19 protein-coding genes are annotated in these 18,744 nt (G+C 65.7%); 15 read left to right on the top strand and 4 right to left on the bottom strand.

What is annotated here, in order from left to right:
* Positions 1 to 59: 59 nt before the first annotated feature.
* Positions 60 to 1,514: a 3-isopropylmalate dehydratase large subunit gene (gene leuC / locus AC3IT0_RS13495; protein ID WP_489320281.1), complete on the top strand. Its 1,455-nt coding sequence runs from the start codon at positions 60 to 62 to the stop codon at positions 1,512 to 1,514.
* A 9-nt stretch (positions 1,515 to 1,523) separates the two neighbouring features.
* Complete coding sequence (leuD, locus tag AC3IT0_RS13490) at positions 1,524 to 2,126, top strand: 3-isopropylmalate dehydratase small subunit (protein ID WP_489320280.1); 603 nt, start codon at positions 1,524 to 1,526, stop codon at positions 2,124 to 2,126.
* A 73-nt stretch (positions 2,127 to 2,199) separates the two neighbouring features.
* On the opposite strand, the gene AC3IT0_RS13485 is transcribed toward leuD, so the two are convergent.
* Positions 2,200 to 3,189 (bottom strand): hypothetical protein, encoded by a 990-nt coding sequence (locus AC3IT0_RS13485; protein WP_489320279.1) that lies wholly within the window; start codon positions 3,187 to 3,189, stop codon positions 2,200 to 2,202.
* 257 nt (positions 3,190 to 3,446) lie between these two features.
* Between AC3IT0_RS13485 and murA the strand changes: the two genes are divergently transcribed.
* Genes murA through AC3IT0_RS13465 form a run of 4 tightly spaced genes read left to right on the top strand, consistent with a single transcriptional unit; the run spans position 3,447 to position 7,750 of the window.
* Entirely contained in the window at positions 3,447 to 4,772 is a 1,326-nt protein-coding gene (gene murA / locus AC3IT0_RS13480) for a UDP-N-acetylglucosamine 1-carboxyvinyltransferase (protein WP_489320278.1), read from the top strand.
* A 10-nt stretch (positions 4,773 to 4,782) separates the two neighbouring features.
* On the top strand, positions 4,783 to 5,550 hold the full coding sequence (locus tag AC3IT0_RS13475) for a lysophospholipid acyltransferase family protein (RefSeq protein WP_489320277.1): 768 nt from the start codon (positions 4,783 to 4,785) through the stop codon (positions 5,548 to 5,550).
* Entirely contained in the window at positions 5,550 to 6,599 is a 1,050-nt protein-coding gene (locus tag AC3IT0_RS13470; protein ID WP_489320276.1) for an NAD(P)H-dependent glycerol-3-phosphate dehydrogenase, read from the top strand. The genes AC3IT0_RS13475 and AC3IT0_RS13470 overlap by 1 nt, the downstream gene beginning before the upstream one ends.
* Positions 6,600 to 6,601: 2 nt before the next feature.
* A complete protein-coding gene (locus AC3IT0_RS13465; protein ID WP_489320275.1) occupies positions 6,602 to 7,750 on the top strand; it encodes a D-alanine--D-alanine ligase family protein in 1,149 nt (382 codons plus the stop codon).
* A 76-nt stretch (positions 7,751 to 7,826) separates the two neighbouring features.
* On the opposite strand, the gene AC3IT0_RS13460 is transcribed toward AC3IT0_RS13465, so the two are convergent.
* A complete protein-coding gene (locus AC3IT0_RS13460) occupies positions 7,827 to 8,330 on the bottom strand; it encodes a DUF3515 domain-containing protein (RefSeq protein ID WP_489320274.1) in 504 nt (167 codons plus the stop codon).
* Between the two features lie 212 nt (positions 8,331 to 8,542).
* Here AC3IT0_RS13460 and thiL point away from each other — a divergent pair, with 212 nt between their 5' ends.
* From thiL to rsmD, 4 genes are read left to right on the top strand one after another with little or no spacing between them, the layout of a single operon-like run.
* Complete coding sequence (gene thiL / locus AC3IT0_RS13455; RefSeq protein WP_489323797.1) at positions 8,543 to 9,493, top strand: thiamine-phosphate kinase; 951 nt, start codon at positions 8,543 to 8,545, stop codon at positions 9,491 to 9,493.
* Positions 9,494 to 9,515: 22 nt separating this feature from the next.
* On the top strand, positions 9,516 to 10,526 hold the full coding sequence (locus AC3IT0_RS13450; protein ID WP_489320273.1) for a DAK2 domain-containing protein: 1,011 nt from the start codon (positions 9,516 to 9,518) through the stop codon (positions 10,524 to 10,526).
* Positions 10,516 to 12,798 carry an ATP-dependent DNA helicase RecG gene (locus AC3IT0_RS13445; protein WP_489320272.1) on the top strand — a complete coding sequence of 761 codons (2,283 nt, stop codon included), beginning with the start codon at positions 10,516 to 10,518 and terminating at the stop codon, positions 12,796 to 12,798. Before AC3IT0_RS13450 ends, AC3IT0_RS13445 begins: the two co-directional genes overlap by 11 nt.
* Positions 12,799 to 12,807: 9 nt before the next feature.
* Entirely contained in the window at positions 12,808 to 13,437 is a 630-nt protein-coding gene (gene rsmD, locus AC3IT0_RS13440) for a 16S rRNA (guanine(966)-N(2))-methyltransferase RsmD (RefSeq protein WP_489320271.1), read from the top strand.
* Positions 13,438 to 13,440: 3 nt separating this feature from the next.
* Here the strand turns inward: rsmD and AC3IT0_RS13435 are convergent, their stop codons facing one another.
* Positions 13,441 to 14,229: a spermidine synthase gene (locus AC3IT0_RS13435; RefSeq protein WP_489320270.1), complete on the bottom strand. Its 789-nt coding sequence runs from the start codon at positions 14,227 to 14,229 to the stop codon at positions 13,441 to 13,443.
* On the bottom strand, positions 14,229 to 15,458 hold the full coding sequence (locus tag AC3IT0_RS13430; RefSeq protein ID WP_489320269.1) for an aminotransferase class I/II-fold pyridoxal phosphate-dependent enzyme: 1,230 nt from the start codon (positions 15,456 to 15,458) through the stop codon (positions 14,229 to 14,231). The genes AC3IT0_RS13435 and AC3IT0_RS13430 overlap by 1 nt, the downstream gene beginning before the upstream one ends.
* Before the next feature lie 43 nt (positions 15,459 to 15,501).
* Between AC3IT0_RS13430 and coaD the strand changes: the two genes are divergently transcribed.
* The 5 genes from coaD to mutM all read left to right on the top strand — a co-directional run bounded on the left by coaD (position 15,502) and on the right by mutM (position 18,609).
* The gene (gene coaD / locus AC3IT0_RS13425; RefSeq protein WP_489320268.1) at positions 15,502 to 15,984 is read left to right on the top strand and encodes a pantetheine-phosphate adenylyltransferase; all 483 of its coding nucleotides are present in this window, start codon (positions 15,502 to 15,504) and stop codon (positions 15,982 to 15,984) included.
* Between the two features lie 142 nt (positions 15,985 to 16,126).
* On the top strand, positions 16,127 to 16,651 hold the full coding sequence (locus AC3IT0_RS13420) for a YceD family protein (protein ID WP_489320267.1): 525 nt from the start codon (positions 16,127 to 16,129) through the stop codon (positions 16,649 to 16,651).
* A 36-nt stretch (positions 16,652 to 16,687) separates the two neighbouring features.
* The gene (gene rpmF / locus AC3IT0_RS13415) at positions 16,688 to 16,891 is read left to right on the top strand and encodes a 50S ribosomal protein L32 (RefSeq protein WP_009356569.1); all 204 of its coding nucleotides are present in this window, start codon (positions 16,688 to 16,690) and stop codon (positions 16,889 to 16,891) included.
* A 21-nt stretch (positions 16,892 to 16,912) separates the two neighbouring features.
* A complete protein-coding gene (gene rnc, locus AC3IT0_RS13410; RefSeq protein ID WP_489320266.1) occupies positions 16,913 to 17,653 on the top strand; it encodes a ribonuclease III in 741 nt (246 codons plus the stop codon).
* Positions 17,654 to 17,661: 8 nt separating this feature from the next.
* Positions 17,662 to 18,609, top strand: a complete 948-nt coding sequence (gene mutM / locus AC3IT0_RS13405) for a bifunctional DNA-formamidopyrimidine glycosylase/DNA-(apurinic or apyrimidinic site) lyase (protein ID WP_489320265.1) — start codon at positions 17,662 to 17,664, stop codon at positions 18,607 to 18,609.
* Positions 18,610 to 18,744 lie beyond the last annotated feature (135 nt).

The following is an 18,744-nucleotide window of genomic DNA, read 5'->3' as shown; positions in this document are numbered from 1 at the left end:
GATGCAGCCCTGCTGGTTCAGTGGAACCAAACAGCCAACAGCAGTGAAGGGAGATGGCCGTGGCAAAGACACTGGCCGAGAAAGTCTGGGACGCGCACGTGGTGCGCAAAGGCGACGGCGAAGGAGCCAACGCCCAGCCCGACCTCCTCTTCATTGACCTTCACCTTGTCCATGAGGTGACCTCTCCACAGGCATTTGAGGGGCTCCGCCTGGCCGGCCGCAAACTGCGCCGCCCGGACCTCACCATCGCCACGGAGGACCACAACACTCCCACGCTGGACATCGACAAGCCCATTGCCGATCTCACCAGCCGCACGCAGATCCAGACGCTGCGCAACAACTGCGCGGAGTTCGGCGTCCGCCTGCACTCACTCGGTGATGCAGAGCAGGGCATCGTGCACGTTGTAGGCCCGCAGCTTGGCCTCACGCAGCCTGGCATGACCGTTGTGTGCGGCGACTCCCACACGTCCACCCATGGCGCGTTCGGTGCCCTGGCAATGGGCATCGGCACGTCCGAGGTGGAGCACGTCATGGCCACCCAGACGCTGTCCCTGAAGCCGTTCAAGACCATGGCCATCAACGTCGAAGGTACCCTGCGCCCGGGCGTCACCGCCAAGGACATCATCCTGGCCGTCATTGCCAAGATCGGCACCGGCGGGGGCCAGGGCTATGTCCTGGAATACCGTGGTTCGGCCATCCGCGCGCTGTCCATGGACGCCCGGATGACAATCTGCAACATGTCCATCGAAGCCGGTGCCCGCGCCGGCCTGGTGGCCCCGGACCAGATCACCTACGACTACATGTTTGGCCGCCCGCACGCGCCGCAGGGCGCGGACTGGGATGCCGCGCTCGAGTACTGGAACACCCTGAAGACCGACGACGACGCGACCTTCGACGTCGAAGTGGATTTGGATGCCGACACGCTGGAGCCGTTCGTCACCTGGGGCACCAACCCGGGCCAGGGCGTTTCGCTCTCCGCCAAGGTGCCGTTCCCGGAGGACTTCGGCGACGAAAACGCCAAAGCGGCCGCCGAACGCGCCCTGCAGTACATGGGGCTGACGGCCGGTACACCGATGAAGGACATCCGGGTGGACACGGTCTTCCTGGGCTCCTGCACCAACTCGCGCATGGAGGACCTCCGGGCCGCCGCGGACATCATCCGCGGGCGCCGTAAGGACCCCAACGTCCGCATGTTGGTGGTCCCGGGTTCTGCCCGCGTGCGGCTGGAGGCAGAGGCCGAAGGCCTGGACAAGGTCTTCAAGGACTTCGGTGCCGAGTGGCGGTTTGCCGGCTGCTCGATGTGCCTGGGCATGAACCCGGACCAGCTGGAGGTGGGGGAGCGTTGCGCCTCGACCTCCAACCGCAACTTCGAAGGCCGGCAGGGCAAGGGCGGCCGCACGCACCTGGTCTCGCCTGTGGTGGCCGCGGCCACGGCCATCCGTGGCACCCTGAGTTCGCCGTCGGACCTCGATCCGGCACCCGAATCCGCCGCCATCCGCACCGACGCAGCCTAGGAGCCCGCCATGGAAAAGTTCACCACCCACACCGGCGTCGGCGTCCCGCTGCGCCAGAGTAACGTCGACACGGACCAGATCATCCCCGCGGTCTACCTCAAGCGGATCACCCGTACCGGGTTCGAGGACGCGCTGTTCTCTGCCTGGCGCAAGGACCCGGCCTTCATCCTGAACCAGGCGCCGTTCAACGCCGGCTCCGTCCTGGTGGCGGGCCCGGATTTCGGCACCGGTTCGTCCCGTGAGCACGCCGTCTGGGCCCTGAAGGACTACGGCTTCAAGACCGTCCTATCGTCCCGGTTCGCCGATATTTTCCGCGGCAACTCCGGCAAGCAGGGGTTGCTGGCCGCCGAGCTCGCCCAGGACGACATCGAGCTGATCTGGAAAGAGCTCGAAAACGCCCCGGGCACCGAAGTCACCGTGGACCTCGTCTCCAAGACTGTTATCTGCGGCACAATCGTGGCGCCGTTTGAGATCGACGACTACACACGCTGGCGCCTCCTGGAGGGCCTGGACGATATTGGCCTGACACTCCAGCACGAAGAGGACATCACCGCGTACGAGGCCACCCGTCCCGCCTTCAAACCCACAACGCTTCCGGCCCGCCTTTCCTGAGCCGAAGCCCTGCGTCGAACAGAATTGCACCCGGTAGGGAACATCGCACCCGTTTGACGGGGTGCATCGTTCCTCACTGGGTGCACTTTTTGTTTCTAGGCTGCGCGCGGAGCCCGGCTTCGCGGAGCTTCGTGGACAAGGCAGCGGGATTCCGGGCTTCCGGCCACATCCAACGGACCACCCGCAGCCCGGTGGCCCGGAGCCTGTCTTCCCTGATCTTCTCTGCCCTGAGCACGTCCTCCGGCAGCCTCCCCTGCAGGTACGTGCCACGGCTGTACTTGGCCCAGCCATCGAATTCCCCGACCAGTCCGTGCTCTGGCCAGTAGTAGTCGGTGTAGCCGATCAGTCCCCGCCGGTCCGTGAACCTGGCCTGCATTTCCGGCATCGGAAAGCCGGCCTGGATCATTACGGCGCGGCTCAGGGACTCGCCTGGGGAACCCGAAAGGGCGTTAGCTGCGGCCAGGACGCACCGGACCCTGGCCTGCTTGGTGGCGCTGAGTTCATCCAGACACGCGAGTACCCGTCCCCGGAGTTCATCCGGGGACGCGATGCCATGGCTGAGATAGGCGGCATGTCCGGCCCGTTCCAGGGCGGCATCGAACGCGGGCAGAGCGTGCGTGAGGGGCAACCTCGCGGCCAATTCGCGCAGGGTTTCCTGAACCGGCGTGACCTGCAGGCCGTCGATGGTCACGATACTTGCGGAGCCGGGGTCGCCGAACCGCCGCCGTACTCCGTTCTTGGACCGTCCGCCGCCGCTGGTCCGACGTACCAGGGTTTCCACTTCATGAGGAGTGTCGATCAGCGGAAGACCGAGGATCGTGGCGCCGGACTGCCCGCAGAACACTGGTGCGATTTTGGCCGTTGCCTGTACCGCGTGGATCCGGACTGCGAATTGTTCCCACTCCTTCAACGAGTTCCAGCCGTCCGAAGGCAAGTAGAGGCCGCGCCGGATCCGGACCAGTTCCTTGCGTTTGGCCTGCCTGGCCACGGTCCGGCCGCCGTGGTCATCATCGGGGTCGCTGTGCGGCGTGATCCAGGCCGGGGACGTCGTGGCTGCAGTCATGGGTCCACGGTGGCCCGCAGCGCCCGGCTGCGCCAGCCCGCCGTCGTCGTATGTTGATAACCGGACCGAGGTGACCGATGCGCCACACCGAATATGCACCCGCAAAGGAACCCTGCGCCCAGTGGAACGGATGCGTCAGTCCGCAGCGGGTGCAAAACTGGTGGGACTCGTCATTTCGGTTCGGTAACGCGACCTCCTATGCTTAGCTGGAGCCTTTGCAAGGATTTTGGGGCGAGTAATCGTAAGGAAACCGGTATATGAGTAGTGTTCTGACAATCCGCGGCGGAGTCCCGCTTACAGGCCGCGTCAGCGTCCGGGGGGCCAAAAACCTTGTTCCCAAGGCCATGGTGGCAGCATTACTGGGCAACGAGCCGTCGGTGTTGCGGAACGTTCCGGAGATCAAGGACGTCGAGGTTGTCACCTCGCTCCTGCAGCTGCACGGAGTGACGGTGGTCAAGGATCCCGTCAGCGGTGACCTCACCCTGGATCCGAAGGCGGCCAAAACCGCCCCGAGCACGGCGATCGATGCCCACGCCGGTGATTCGCGGATCCCCATCCTGCTCTGCGGACCCCTGATCCATGCGATCGGTGAGGCCTTCATTCCGGACCTTGGCGGCTGCAAGATCGGTGACCGGCCCATCGACTACCACCTGAACGTGCTCCGCAAGTTCGGCGCCGTGGTGGAAAAACGCCCGGGCGGCATCCACATCTCGGCTCCGCGGGGGCTGCATGGGGCCAAAATCTCCCTGCCCTTCCCCTCGGTCGGCGCTACGGAGCAGGTGCTGCTCAGTGCAACCCGGGCCGAAGGGATCACCGAACTTTCCGGCGCCGCCACCGAGCCTGAGATCATCGACCTCATTGCCGTGCTGCAGAAGATGGGCGCCATCATCAGCGTCCAGACCGACCGGACCATCCGCATTGAAGGCGTCCGGGACCTGGGCGGTTACAACCACCGGGCCCTCTCGGACCGCAACGAATCGGCGTCGTGGGCTTCGGCAGCCCTGGTGACCCGCGGTGACATCTTCGTCGAAGGCGCCTCGCAGCGGGACATGATGACGTTCCTGAACACCTACCGGAAGGTAGGCGGAGGCATGGACATCGGCGAGGACGGCATCCGCTTCTACCACCGGGGCGGCAAGCTCAACCCGCTGGTCCTGGAAACGGATGTGCACCCCGGCTTCATGACCGACTGGCAGCAGCCGCTCGTGGTGGCACTGACGCAGGCCGAAGGCGTCTCGATCGTCCACGAGACCGTGTATGAAAACAGGTTCGGCTTCACCGATGCGCTGATCCGGATGGGCGCCAGCATCCAGGTGCACCGCGAGTGCCTGGGGAGTGTGCCGTGCCGCTTCGGCCAGCGCAACTTCCTCCATTCCGCCGTCATCTCCGGCCCCACCCAGCTCAAGGGCGCCGACATCGACGTACCGGACCTGCGTGGCGGCTTCAGCCACCTGATCGCTGCCCTGGCCGCTTCCGGAACGTCCCGCGTGACGGGGATCGACATCATCAACCGCGGCTACGAACGTTTCACCGAAAAGCTGGCCGGCCTCGGCGCCGATTTCGACATCACCTCGACAAAGTAGCGGTGGGTACGTGAAGGAAACGGCCAAGAGCCAGGCCACATTCGTTGTGGTCGCAGCCATCGTGCGCACGGTGCTGAACGCAATGATGAACAAGAAGTGGGAAGGCCTCGAGAACCTCCCCGCCGGCGGATTTATTGCCGCGCCCAACCATTGCACGGAAATCGATCCCCTGATCGTGGGCCACCTGCTCTACAACCAGAAGCGCGCCCCGCACTTCCTCGCCAAGGCCGGACTGTTCAAGGTCCCGGTCCTGGGCGGGGTCCTGCGGGCCACCCGGCAGATCCCGGTGGAACGCTCGACGGCGGGAGCGAACCGCTCGCTGCAGCTTGCCCAGGAGATAGTGGCGGACGGCGGGGCCATTATCATCTACCCCGAAGGTACGCTCACCCGCGATCCCGCGCTGTGGCCGATGAAGGGCCACACCGGCGCTGCCCGTCTTGCCTTGGAAGGCGGCATTCCCGTGGTTCCGATCGCGCACTGGGGCGCACATGAGGTGTTCCCGCGCTATGCGAAGCGGTTCCACCTTTTCCCGCGCAAGACCTCCAGGGTGATGGTGGGCAAGCCCGTGGACCTCAGCCAGTACGCGGACCGGCCACTGGATAAAGCAACGCTGACCGCCGCTACGGCGACGATCATGGACGCCGTGACCGGTTTGCTCGCCGGCATCCGCGGGGAGGAGCCTCCCGCAGAACGGTGGGACCCTTCCAAGCACAATCAAGCCGCGCACGGCCGCTTCGTTGAGCGGGGCAATCCTGACGACGCTGCGGATGCCACCTGATGGCCGACGAAAGCCGTCAGCGTTCCGCCCGGTCTGTCGCCGTCCTGGGCGCAGGTTCCTGGGGAACCACGTTCGCCAAGATCCTCGCCGATGCGGCTGGAGCAGCGGGGGAACAACGGAGCATCCGGATCTGGGGCCGCCGCAGCGAAGTCGTGGAGCAGATCAACGGCTCCCACCGCAACGTCCAGTACCTGAAGGACACCGAACTGCCGCCCAGCATCACAGCGTCCACGGATGTCCGTGACGTGCTGGCGGGCGCGGACCTGGTGGTCCTCGCTGTTCCTGCCCAGTCACTGCGCCTCCAACTCCGTGAATGGAAGCCGCTGATCGCTGCTGACGCAGTGGTGGTGTCCCTGATGAAGGGCCTGGAGCTGGGTACGGACGCCCGCATGAGTGAGGTCATCAGCGACGAACTGGGGATTCCCGCGGACCGCATCGCGGTGGTATCGGGCCCCAATCTGGCCATGGAGATCGCCCGCGAGGAACCCACAGCCTCCGTGGTGGCCTGTACCGACGCGGCGGCCGCAGGCTGGATCGCCAGGAGCTGCACCGCACCGTACTTCCGTCCCTACACCACGGCGGACGTCGTCGGCGTGGAAATCGGCGGCATCGTCAAGAACGTCATCGCGCTGGCCGTGGGCATCTGTGAAGGCAAACAGATGGGCGACAACACCAAGGCCTCCGTGATCACCCGGGGCCTGGCCGAAACGTCCAGGCTCGCGCTTGCCCTCGGTGGCGAGGCCCGGACCATGGCAGGGCTGGCCGGCCTGGGGGACCTGGTGGCAACGTGTTCCTCGCCGCTGTCGCGAAACCATACGGCCGGCCGGATGCTCGGCCAGGGACTCACCCTCGAACAGCTGGCCCAGCAAATGACCCAAACAGCCGAAGGCATCAAATCCGGCCAGGCTGTGCATGAACTTGCGGGGAAACTGGGCGTCGACATGCCCATTACTGCCGCCGTCGTAGCCGTCCTGGCCGGCAAACTGTCCGTTGACCAACTGGGGCCGCTGCTGCTGGCCCGGGACCTGAAACCCGAAGGCGATTACTGACGATGTCCGACCATAACCTGACCGCAGCGGACTCCGCCCCCCGGGCCAAACCCCGCGTCGCGGTCCTTTTTGGTGGCCGGTCCAGCGAACATGCCGTGAGCTGTGTGACAGCTGCCGGTGTCCTGGGCGCGATCAACAAAGACAAGTACGATGTCATCCCCATCGGCATCGCCAAGTCGGGGCAGTGGGTGCTGGCCGCGGGGGATACGGCCCAATGGTCGCTGTCCGCGTCGTCGCTGCCGGAGGTCCCGCCGTCGTCGGAAACGGTGACACTGGCTGAGATCGGCGGCGAGCACCAGCTGATCGTCGCCTCGCCGAACCAGGTCCCGCAGGAACTCGGCACGGTGGACGTTGTGTTCCCCCTTCTCCATGGCCCCTTTGGCGAGGACGGCACCATCCAAGGGCTCCTGGAACTGTCCGACACCCGCTACGTCGGCGCCGGCGTGCTCGCATCGGCTGTGGGCATGGACAAGCACTACATGAAGGTTGTTTTCGAAGCCGCCGGGCTGCACGTGGGGCCCTACATCGCCGTCACGGACCGCCAGTGGGTCAAGGACGCGGAGGCTGTCCGCAAACGGGTGGACCAGCTCGGCTTTCCCGTGTTCGTTAAGCCGGCGCGGGCGGGTTCGTCCATGGGGATCTCCAAGGTGGACTCGCTCGAGGAACTCGATGCCGCCGTCGAGGAAGCCCGGCGCCACGACCTTAAGCTGGTCATCGAGGCCGGCATCGTGGGGCGTGAGATTGAGTGCGCCGTCCTGGAAGGACGCGGGACCGATTCCCCCCGGACGTCCATGCCGGGCGAAATTTCCGTCGCCGCCGGAACGCACGAATTCTACGATTTCAACGCGAAGTACGTTGAGGACGACGCCGCCGCGCTGAGCTGCCCCGCCGACATTCCCGAGGAAGCAATCGTGCGGGTCCGGGAACTCGCGGCGGCTGCCTTTGACGCTGTGGGTGCCGAAGGCCTGAGCCGCGTGGACTTCTTCTATACGCCCGACGGCGAACTGATCATCAACGAGATCAACACCATGCCCGGGTTTACGCCCAAGAGCATGTACCCGCAGATGTGGGCAGCATCAGGCTTGGACTATGCGGACCTGATTGATGAGCTGATCCATCTGGCGTTGAACCGGAAGACCGGCCTGCGCTGACGGGTCCCCACCGGCACCCTAACCTCGCTCCGCTTCGGCCAGGGAACCCTGCCGGCGTGGGCCCACCTCCGGGACCCTACTGGCTGGACGGCAGGTTCTGCAGTTCTTCCTGACCCACGCAGTTCCGGGTAGCCGGGATTTTTCCGGCGGAGGCGGAAAGGTCAGCCAGGACCGTCGCGGAGCTGATCTTCTCCGGATCCATCAGGATTTCCGTGGCGGGTTCGCGGCCGAAGGTGGTCAGGGTCCACACCGGATCGCCTTCCTTGATGACCCAGTCGATGCCGTTGACACTCACGCACCGGTCCGTCGTCGGGCCTGGAACGTTGACGCCGCAGCGCAGGATCACCTGCGACGGATCTCCCCAGGCCGCGGTTGCCTGGCTGTTGGTTTTCCGCAGCGTAGCATCGCCGATGGCGTCCGGAAGGGCAACCATCATCGGAGCGCAGGCCGGGTTCGCCGCATCGCCGGCGGCGGTGACATCCACGGTCGGGGCGCAGGCGGACAGAACGGCTCCGGTGAGGGCCGCAGTCAGCAGGATTCCGGACACGCGGACAGGCAAGGGAAAACGGGGATTGCGCATCTATCCAGCCTAGCGTCGCCGCGGTGTGGAGCGGGACGCGGGAACGCCCGTACGCCCGTTGCGAGCACCTGACCAGCAACGGGCGGATCTGCGATGTCGGTGCCGCGCTGTAGCGTAGGGGCGTGCCTGAAATTCCGTTGACTAAAGAAACGCTGACTGTCGCCGCGCTGTCCGAAGCCGAACTGCTGGCCCGGATCTTTCCGCGGCTGGAAATGGCCGGAACGCACGGTTCGGCAACGCTGCTGGGCCCGGGAGACGATGCCGCCATTATCGCCGCTCCGGATGGCAGGACAGTGATCAGCATCGATACCCAGGTGCAGGACCAGGACTTCCGGCTGCAGTGGCCCAACGGGTACCGCACTACGGGCTTCGACGTCGGCTGGAAGGCGGCGGCCCAGAACCTCAGCGATATCAACGCCATGGGCGGCGTGGCAACGTCGCTGGTGGTGAGCCTGACGTTGCCGCCCGAAACTCCTGTCAGCTGGGTGGCGGACCTGGCCGATGGCCTGACTGCGGGAATCAGGGAACTCGGTGCCACCGAATGCTCGGTGGCGGGGGGCGATTTGGGCCGCGGCAGGGAAATCTCCGTGACGGTCGCCGTGGTGGGCTCACTGGCTGGCGGCAAGGCGGTCCTGCGGTCAGGGGCCCGCGCCGGCGACGTCGTGGCCCTGGCCGGGACGGTGGGCCGGGCCGCAGCCGGGCTTGCGCTCCTGGAATCGGCGGCCCCCGTGCAGTCCCTGGCGCCCTCGCAGCGGGCGCTTGTGGAACTCCAATGCAGGCCACGGCCGCCCCTTTCCGCGGGGCCGCTGGCCAGGTCAGCCGGTGCCACGGCCATGCTGGATATTTCGGACGGCGTAGTGCGCGACGGCGGTCGCCTCGCCGCCGCCAGCGGCGTCGTCATTGACCTTGACCCCGCAGCATTGAAGCCTCTCGCGGAAGCCCTGCGTCCGGCGTCGGACCTTCTCAGAGCTGACCCCATGGCCTGGGTGCTGGGCGGGGGAGAGGACCACGGGCTGCTGGCCACATTCCCTGCCGGCGTTCAGCTGCCAGCCGGATTCACTGCGATAGGCTCAGTACAAGCCCCGGGAAGCTCCACACCTCCGGGCGTCACAATTGCGGGCCACGCCGTTGGCACCGGGGGATGGGATCACTTTGCAGACTAAGGTTGCCGCCAACGCGCAAGCGATGAAGCGGTGGTTGGACAAGGCTGAAACCGCCATAGCCAACCACAGCGACCGCCTCAATGCCATCAACATCTTCCCCGTGGCGGACGGTGACACCGGCACGAACCTCTACCTCACCGTTCGGGCGGCTGCCCGTGCCCTGCGCAGCTACCCGGCGGGCCATTGGGCGGCAGTCCCTGGTGACTCCGGCCAGGCGGACGTCGGAGCTGTCTTGGCTCGTGCCGGCAGGGCCGCGATGGAGCAGGCCCGCGGTAACTCCGGAACCCTCTTCGCAGTCTTCCTCTGCGCCGCGGCTGAACCCCTGGCCGGTCATACGCGCCTGACATCAACTCTCTTGGCCGCCGCGCTTAACCGCGCCCAGATCCGGGCGTGGTCCGCGTTGAGCGATCCCGTTCCTGGCACCATGCTATCGGTTATGGAAGCTGCCGCTCGGGCCGCCGCGGCAGTGGACGCCGGCCATAACGGCGACGACAGCAACCAGGCCCTGGGCAAAGCCCTCGACGCTGCGGTTAACGGCGCGCTGAAGGCAGTGGTCAGGACCGAGAGCCAGCTGGCCGCCCTCGAGGCCGCGCATGTGGTCGATGCCGGGGGCGTTGGCATGCTGCTCATCCTCGACTGCCTCCGCTCCGCCGTTATGGGCGAGGAACTGCAGCGCGAACTCCTCGACGGGCTGCACGGCTATGACGTCCAGGACCCACACATCCACACTGATATGCCGGATGACGACGGCGTTGAGGTTATGTGCACCATCAGCCTTTCGCCGCTCAGCGCGGCCACACTGCGCCAGCGGCTCGACGAGATCGGCGAGTCCGTCATCATGAGCCAGGTGGACAGCATGGCGGACGCCGAGGGCGGTTACCGGTGGCGCGTCCACGTCCATGTCCCCGACGCCGCGCCCGCGGTTGCCCTGATCCGTTCCCTTGGCGAACCCAGCGACGTTTCGGTCAGCGAACTTGCGTTGGCCCGCGAACCCGAACCAGCTCCGGTGAACTCCAGTGGGCATGAGCGCTGAACTGGACCTGGGCCTGGAACGCCTGATCGGAAAACGGTCAGCCTCGGCCATTGAGAAGCACCTGGGCATCGCCACAGTCGGCGGCCTGCTGAACTACTTCCCCCGCCGCTACCTGAACCGCGGCGAACTGACACCCATCAGCGAGCTCCCTTTCGACGAGGAGGTCACCCTCATCGCGCGGGTGCTCTCCAACACCACCCGCAAGATGCATACCCGCCGAGGTTCCATCACCGACGTCGTGATCACTGACGACGCCGCCTCCCATGGCCGTCCCCGCCTCGCCGCCGTGGGCCCTGGCAGCGGGCACGGCACCCTCAAGATCACCTTCTTCAGTGGCTACCGGGCCCAAGCCCAACTCCTGCCGGGCCGGCGCGTGATGTTCTCCGGCAAGGTGACCCGGTACGGCTCGTCGCTCGGGCTGACCAACCCGGACTTCCACCTCCTGGACGAGGACCCGGACATGCCGGCCGTGGACCCCGAAAAGCTCGCCGCCATGCCCATCCCGGTGTATCCGGCCACCGCAAAGCTCACCAGCTGGTCGATTCAGAAAGTCATCTCCACGCTCCTGGAAACCGTCGATCTGGACGCCTTGCCGGATCCGCTGCCGGAGAGTGTCACCGCGCGGGAGAACTTCCTGCCGGTGGCTGAGGCCTACCGGCTCATCCACATGCCGGAATCGCCGGCTGACTGGAAAAAGGCCCAGGAGCGCTTGCGCTACCAGGAGGCCCTGGTCCTGCAGGCGGCGTTGGCACGGCGCCGTGCCCAGCTTGCGGCCGAGGAAGCCACGGCGCGCCGCCCGGCCACCAACGGGCTGCTGGCGGCGTTCGACAGGCAACTGCCCTTCACGCTCACCGCCGGCCAGGCCGCCGTCGGAAAAACGCTCGCCACGGAACTGGCCCAGGGCAGCCCCATGAACCGGCTGCTGCAGGGCGAGGTCGGCTCGGGCAAGACCATCGTCGCGCTGCGGGCCATGCTGCAGGTGGTGGATGCCGGCGGGCAGGCTGCGCTCCTGGCGCCAACGGAGGTCCTCGCCGCCCAGCACTTCGAATCCATCCGGCGGACCCTGGGTTCCCTGTCCCGCGACCCTATGCTTTCCACTGACGGGCTGCTGGGCAGCCTCGCCGAAGGGGCCGTCCAGGTCACTCTCCTCACCGGCTCCATGCCCACCGCCGCCCGCAAACGGGCCATGCTTGACACCGCTTCCGGCGCCGCCGGGATTGTGATCGGCACACACGCGCTGCTCAGCGACAACGTCGTGTTCTACGACCTTGGCCTGATCGTGGTGGACGAACAGCACCGGTTCGGCGTGGAGCAGCGGGACGTCCTCAGGTCAAAGGCCAACAAACCGCCGCACCTGCTGGTCATGACCGCCACGCCCATTCCACGTACCGTGGCCATGACGGTCTTCGGCGACCTCGAAACCTCAATCCTGGACGAGCTCCCCGCCGGCCGGGCACCAATTACCACCCATGTGGTGGGCCTCGCCGAGAACCCCGGCTGGGCAGACCGCATCTGGACGCGCTCCCGTGAGGAGATCGACGCCGGGCACCAGGTGTACGTGGTGTGCCCCAGGATCGGAACGGACGACGACGGCGACTTCAGTCCGGGGGAAGCGGAACCCTCCGCGGCTGACCTGGCCGGCGACGGCGCTGCGCGGGAGCTCGCGTCGGTGACCGCCGTCGTCGAACATCTCCAGCAGGAGCCGGCCCTGGCCGGTGTACCGCTGGGGCCAATGCACGGCCGCCTCGACACCGCCGTGAAGTCCGCCGCTATGGCCGACTTCACGGCCAACAGGACCAAGCTCCTGGTGTCCACCACCGTCATCGAAGTCGGCGTTGACGTCCACAACGCAACGATGATGGTGATCCTCGACGCCGACCGTTTCGGCATTTCCCAGCTGCACCAGCTGCGCGGCCGGGTGGGCCGTGGCGGGCTTCCCGGTACGTGCCTGCTGGTCACCAATTTGGAACGCGGGCACCCGAGCCGGCGCCGGCTGGACGCCGTGGCGGCAACCACTGACGGCTTCGAACTTTCGCAGGAGGACTTGAAGCTGCGCCGCGAGGGCGACATCCTGGGCGCGTCGCAGTCAGGCGGCCGCTCCACCCTGAAACTGCTGCGCGTGCTGGAGCACGAGGACATCATTGCCCAGGCGCGCCAGGACGCCCAGGAAATTGTGGGCTCGGATCCGGCCCTGGCGCGGCATCCGCGGTTGGCGGAGGCCATTGACGAGTATTTGAACCCCGAGAAGGAGGCGTTCCTTGAGCGCGGATAGGAGGCGGCCATGAGCCGCATCATCGCGGGCGCCGCAGGCGGGACCCCCTTGGTCAGCGTGCCCGGCTCCCTGACCAGGCCCACTACCGACCGCGTCAAGGAAGCACTGTTCTCCCGGCTCGACGCCTTCGGAATCATTGCCGGTGCCCGGGTCCTGGACCTGTACGCAGGGTCCGGATCGTTGGGGGTGGAGAGCGGCAGCAGGGGCGCTGAGGCCGTTGACCTCGTGGAATTCGACGCCAAAGCCAGTTCCGTGTGCCAACGCAACGCGGACCTGATCAACGGCGTGCTGGGCCGCAAAGCAGTGACCGTCCACCGGTCCAAAGTCGAGTCCTTCCTGGAGCGCACGGCGGAGACGGCTCGCTGGGACCTGGTGTTCCTGGACCCGCCGTATCCGCTGGATGACCCTGCCCTGTCGGCGGTGCTGGGCAAACTCGCCGATCATCTGGCTCCGGCGGCCTTGGTGGTGGTGGAGCGGTCCTCGCGTTCACCGGAGCCGTTCTGGCCCGCAGGACTGGAACGGTTTGCCGAGAAGAAGTACGGCGAAACGCGGCTCTGGTTCGCGGAGCCTTTTGTGCCCGACGCCATCGCGCCGGACGTTGTTATTGAGGAGCAGTCGCCACAACAGGAGCAGGCTTAGGGCTCAGCCGGCGAGGCGATCCAGGTCCACGCCGGCCAGAACCTTCGCAGGGTGGGGGCCGCGCGCCGTCAGTTCGGTTGTCCAGGCTTCGGGCCAGGGAGTCTGCGTTCCGGCGAGGATGATGTTGCCGGGGTAGCGGCCCGCGAACATCCCGGTCTCGGCGAAGGCTGCAACGTCGGTCATGGCGCGGCGCAGGGCGGCGGCCTGGCTTCGTACCAGGGTCAGGCCGGGTTCATCGCCGACGTTGACGATCAGCAAGCCTTCCGGTGCCAGTCGGGCTCGGGCCTCCTGGTAGAACTCCTGGCAGGCGATGTGGCGCGGTGCTTCCGGTCCCGAAAAGATGTCCAGGATCACGACGTCGAACTGAAGTTCCGGGTCCAGGTCCGCCAGGGCGTCGCGGGCATCGCCGATGACCGTACGCAGGTCGGTTCCGTCGGGCAGGGGGAGTTGCTGCAGGACAAAGTCGAGGAGTTCCCGTTCCAGCTCCACCGCGTATTGGACGGATCCGGGCCTCGTCGCCTGGATATAGCGGGCCAGGGTCAGGGCCCCGGCCCCAAGATGCAGTGCGGTGATTGGCTGGCCTTCGGGGGCGGCGAGATCCACCAGGTGGCCGATCCTCCGCAGGTATTCGTAGAAGATCTCCTCGGGGTGCGCCAGATTAACGTGGGACTGTTCAGCCACGCCGATGCTCAGGACGTAGCCGCCGTCGGTGAACGCATCGGGCTCGATGGAGGCGTGCTGTCCGGTGGTCCGCAGGAACCGGGTGGAACGTTTGCCGACGGGATCCGCCATCAGAGCTTTCCGCCGAGGGTCGCCAGCCTGGCGGCGGCCTCCTCTAGGACCTCCACTTTCTTGCAGAACGCGAACCTGAGGAGGCTGCGTGTCCGTTCCGCGCCCTCCGGGTGGCAGAAGACGGGGACGGGGATGGCGGCCACTCCCACCAGTCCGGGCAGCCTGCGGGCCAGGTCCACGGAGTCGCCAATGCCAAGGGGCGCGGTGTCCACGTTGACGAAATAGGTGCCCTGCGGCGTGTAGACGTCGAATCCTGCGGCGCGCAGGCCTTCGCTGAGGATGTCCCGTTTCTTCTGGAGGGTGGCCGAGATGCCCTGGTAAAACTCATCCGGCAGTGCCAGGCCGGTGGCAATGGCCGCCTGGAACGGTGTACCGGAGCTGTAGGTCAGGAACTGCTTGACCGTGCGGACAGCCGCCACCAGGTGTTCCGGGCCGGTCAGCCAGCCGATCTTCCAGCCGGTGAAGGAGAAGGTCTTTCCGGCGGACGAGATGGTGATGGTCCGCTCACCCGCACCCGGCAGGGAAGCTACAGGAATGTGCCGGGCGCCGAAGGTGAGGTGCTCATACACCTCGTCGGTGATGATGAGGCAGTCATGCTTTGCGGCAAGCTCAACGACGCGCTGCAGAACATGACGCGGGAAGACGGCGCCGGTGGGATTGTGCGGGTTGTTCAACAGCACCACCCTGGTGCGGTCGGTGAAGGACGCTTCCAGGGCCGCCATGTCCGGGAAAAAGTCGGGGGCAAGCAGCGGGGCCGTGATGTGGGTGGCGCCGGACAGGCCGATGACGGCGCCGTACGAGTCATAGAACGGCTCGAAGGTCAGCACCTCGTCGCCCGGGCCGACGAGCGCCAGCAGCGTTGCGGCGATCCCCTCTGTGGCACCGGTGGTGATGATGACCTCGGTGTGCGGGTCCGGGGTCAGCCCGTAGAACCGCTCCTGGTGGGCAGCCACGGCTTCACGCAGTTCCAGGATGCCCTTGCCCGGCGCATACTGGTTGGCCCCCGCTTCGATGGCGGCCATCGCTGCCGCCTTGATTTCCAGCGGACCGTCCTCGTCAGGAAAGCCCTGCCCGAGGTTGATGGCGCCGGTCTGCGCCGCCAGCGTGGTCATCTCTTCGAAGATGGTGACGCCCAGTTGGCCGGCAGGTCCCAGCAGATTGGCGCCTGAGGCGGTGCGCTGCCACGGGGCAGGCACAGTGGGCATGGAAAGGTCCCGTGGTGGATGCATCCAGTCATGGTATCCCGGCCGTCCCATGCGGTAGGTTCGGTGCATGAGACGCGCTGTCTGCCCCGGATCCTTTGACCCCATTCACAACGGCCATCTCGAGGTCATCGCCCGTGCCGCCGGCCTCTTCGATGAGGTGATCGTGGCGGTTTCGACCAATTATGCGAAGAAGTACAGGTTCAGCCTGGGGGACCGCCTGGATATGGCGCGCGAAACACTGGCGTCCCTCAAAGGCATTGTGGTGGAACCGGTGGGAGATGGCCTCCTGGCCGATTACTGCCGCCAGCGCGGGGTCTCCGCGATCGTCAAAGGTCTCCGCTCATCCTCAGACTTCGACTACGAACTTCCGATGGCCACGATGAACCGTCAGCTCAGCGGCGTGGAAACGGTGTTCCTGCCGGCCGAGGCGCACTACCTGCATTTGTCATCCACCCTGATCAAAGAGGTGGCCGGCCTGGGCGGCAGCGTGTCCGACTATGTGCCCCGGTCGGTACATAAAAGGTTGCTCGCGGGCGAGTCTGCGCCCTAACAACAGCCAAGCAGGTAGGCTAGTCCGGTACTTCGACGGCCGTCCGTCGCCTGGTTTGAGTCCCTGCGGTTCTTCAGGCTAAGATGGTACGTCGGTCATATGTTCAACAGGAGTTCTCATTAAACGAGATGCTAGTTCGCCCTTGGCGTTCGACGTCAAGGATCTCGGGCGCAGCCCGGGCAGCATGCGGACACTGAAGGAACATGTACCCGCACCAAGTGATCTTGGTGTGGCACTCATTGGCGTTCAGGAAGGCTCGGACATCGAGCTTGACCTGAGGCTTGAGGCCGTACACGAAGGAATTCTGGTATCCGGAACCGCAGCCGCCGAAGTAAAAGGCGAATGCGGCAGATGCCTGGATCCCCTTGCGTATGACCTTGAGGTCAATGTGCAAGAACTTTTCTTCTACGAGGGCGTTGTGCTGTCGGACGAAGAAGACGAAGAAGAGCAATATCGAGTCGAGCGCGATGTTATCGATCTTGAGCCGGTGTTGCGGGACGCAGTTGTAACCATGCTGCCGTTCCAGCCGGTGTGCCGGGAAGACTGCCAGGGCCTTTGCTCCGAATGTGGAGTCCGCCTGGAAGACGAGCCGGGGCATCACCACGAGATCGTAGATCCTCGCTGGGCTGCCCTAGCCGACTTGGCTAAGCCTGACCGGCAAAACTGATTTGTACGTGTTTGTCTAGAGAGAAATGAGTTAGCCGTGGCTGTCCCGAAGCGGAAAATGTCTCGCTCGAATACCCGCGCCCGCCGCTCCCAGTGGAAGGCAACTGCCCCCCACCTGGTGAAGACTGTCGAAAACGGCCAGGTTACCTACAGCCTGCCGCACCAGGCAAAGGTCGTCACCGACTCGGCTGGCACTGCGCTGTTCCTTGAGTACAAGGGCCGCAAGGTCGCTGACGTCTAATCGGCCGCTTGGGCTGACATGATGTCTTCAACTGAAGAGCTTCTGAAGCGTCTCGGTGTCTCCATTGACGCCGGGACGCTTCGTCTTGCTCTCACGCACCGTTCCTACGCCTACGAAAACGGCGGCATTCCCACCAACGAGCGGCTCGAATTCCTGGGCGACTCCATCCTGGGGTTCTCCGTGACCGATGCCCTGTACCGGGACAACCCCACACTGCCCGAAGGCGACCTCGCCAAGCGCCGCTCTGCGGTGGTCAGCACCCGGGCCCTCGCCGGCATCGGCCGCAGCCTCGGCATCGGGGACTACATCTACCTGGGGCAGGGCGAAAAGCTCACCGAGGGCAAGAACAAGGCTTCCATCCTGGCGGACACCATGGAAGCACTCATTGGCGCCACCTACGTGTCCAACGACATCGAGACTGCCCGCCAGCTGGTCATGCGCCTGATTGGCCCGCTCCTCAAGGATGCGGCCGCGCTCGGCGCCGGTACTGACTGGAAGACCAGCATCCAGGAACTGGCCGCCAGCCGGCAGCTCGGCACTATCTATTACGCCGTTGAGGGAGCCGGACCGGACCACGCCCGAACCTTCACCGCTGTCCTGAATATCGGCGGCAAACCATACGGCAACGGATCAGGCCACTCGAAGAAGGAAGCGGAGCAGGAAGCTGCTGCGGACGCCTGGCGTCAGCTCTCTCCAAATGCGGGAACCGCCGCAGCCTCCTCATCGGAGGGCGCATCATCAGAGTCCTTCCGCAGCGTCTAGGCTGAGCCGTGCCCGAACTGCCTGAAGTCGAAGTAGTCCGCCGCGGACTCGTGAGTTGGGTCCGCGGCCGGACCATCACATCGGTAGACGTACTGGACCCACGTTCCCTCCGCCGCCATGCCCTGGGTGCTGAGGACTTCAAGGGCAACCTCCAGGGCGCAATGGTCGTGGACGTGGTGCGCCGCGGAAAATTCCTCTGGATGCCGCTGAGTGAGACACCCGACGCCACCGGCACGCCGTCCGTCGCGCTCATGGCCCACCTCGGGATGAGCGGTCAGCTCCTGATGCAGGACAGCCAGGTTCCGGACGAGAAACACCTCAAGGTCAGGCTGCGCCTGAGTCCCGTGGCCGGAATGCCTGAACAACTCCGGTTTGTTGATCAGCGGATTTTCGGCGGGTTGTTCGTCACCGGCATGGTTCCCACGGACGACGGCGGTCCTGGCGGCCAGGCGGAATCTCCCGTTGCGCTGATCGCCGAGGAAGCCGCCCACATCGCCCGGGACCCACTGGACCCGGCATTTTCCTTTGACCTTTTCTACAGCCGGCTGCGGAAGCGAAAGACGGGCCTCAAACGCGCCCTGTTGGACCAGGGACTCGTCTCGGGCATCGGCAACATCTATGCGGACGAGGCCTTGTGGCGGGCACAACTGCATTACGCCAGACCCACCGATACGCTGCGCCGAGGCGACGCGGAACGGCTCATAACCAGCGCGCGTGAGGTCATGCTGGACGCTCTCGAGGCCGGCGGCACCAGCTTCGATTCGTTGTACGTCAACGTCAACGGGGCCTCTGGTTACTTCGACCGCTCCCTGAACGCCTACGGGCGGGAAGGGAAACCCTGCAGCCGTTGTGCCGCCGTCGGAATTAACTCCACGCTCCGCCGCGAGCAGTTCATGAACCGCTCGTCATACTCCTGCCCGGTCTGTCAGCCGCGCCCGCGCAACGGACGCTGGTAGTCCACAGCGCACCTGAGGCCATTGACCCGGCTGCACAGCCCTCCCTCTTTATCGAACATGCCTGGTCTCCTGCGGTGGTCCGGCAGTAGCCGTCACAGCGGACAGGCTCCAAATCCGCGGAATTCCGCCAGCACG

The organism is Pseudarthrobacter sp. KH_020_B, from assembly GCF_057840185.1.
This window is presented reverse-complemented; position numbering and strand designations above follow the sequence as displayed.

Bases quoted from the DNA above. Each gene is read 5' to 3' on its own strand.
- leuD (WP_489320280.1), top strand. From the start codon at position 1,524: ATGGAAAAGTTCACCACCCACACCGGCGTCGGCGTCCCGCTGCGCCAG.
- AC3IT0_RS13485 (WP_489320279.1), bottom strand. From the start codon at position 3,189: ATGACTGCAGCCACGACGTCCCCGGCCTGGATCACGCCGCACAGCGAC.
- murA (WP_489320278.1), top strand. From the start codon at position 3,447: ATGAGTAGTGTTCTGACAATCCGCGGCGGAGTCCCGCTTACAGGCCGC.
- AC3IT0_RS13470 (WP_489320276.1), top strand. From the start codon at position 5,550: ATGGCCGACGAAAGCCGTCAGCGTTCCGCCCGGTCTGTCGCCGTCCTG.
- AC3IT0_RS13465 (WP_489320275.1), top strand. From the start codon at position 6,602: ATGTCCGACCATAACCTGACCGCAGCGGACTCCGCCCCCCGGGCCAAA.
- AC3IT0_RS13460 (WP_489320274.1), bottom strand. From the start codon at position 8,330: ATGCGCAATCCCCGTTTTCCCTTGCCTGTCCGCGTGTCCGGAATCCTG.
- thiL (WP_489323797.1), top strand. From the start codon at position 8,543: ATGGCCGGAACGCACGGTTCGGCAACGCTGCTGGGCCCGGGAGACGAT.
- AC3IT0_RS13450 (WP_489320273.1), top strand. From the start codon at position 9,516: ATGAAGCGGTGGTTGGACAAGGCTGAAACCGCCATAGCCAACCACAGC.
- AC3IT0_RS13445 (WP_489320272.1), top strand. From the start codon at position 10,516: ATGAGCGCTGAACTGGACCTGGGCCTGGAACGCCTGATCGGAAAACGG.
- rsmD (WP_489320271.1), top strand. From the start codon at position 12,808: ATGAGCCGCATCATCGCGGGCGCCGCAGGCGGGACCCCCTTGGTCAGC.
- AC3IT0_RS13435 (WP_489320270.1), bottom strand. From the start codon at position 14,229: ATGGCGGATCCCGTCGGCAAACGTTCCACCCGGTTCCTGCGGACCACC.
- AC3IT0_RS13430 (WP_489320269.1), bottom strand. From the start codon at position 15,458: ATGCATCCACCACGGGACCTTTCCATGCCCACTGTGCCTGCCCCGTGG.
- coaD (WP_489320268.1), top strand. From the start codon at position 15,502: ATGAGACGCGCTGTCTGCCCCGGATCCTTTGACCCCATTCACAACGGC.
- rnc (WP_489320266.1), top strand. From the start codon at position 16,913: ATGTCTTCAACTGAAGAGCTTCTGAAGCGTCTCGGTGTCTCCATTGAC.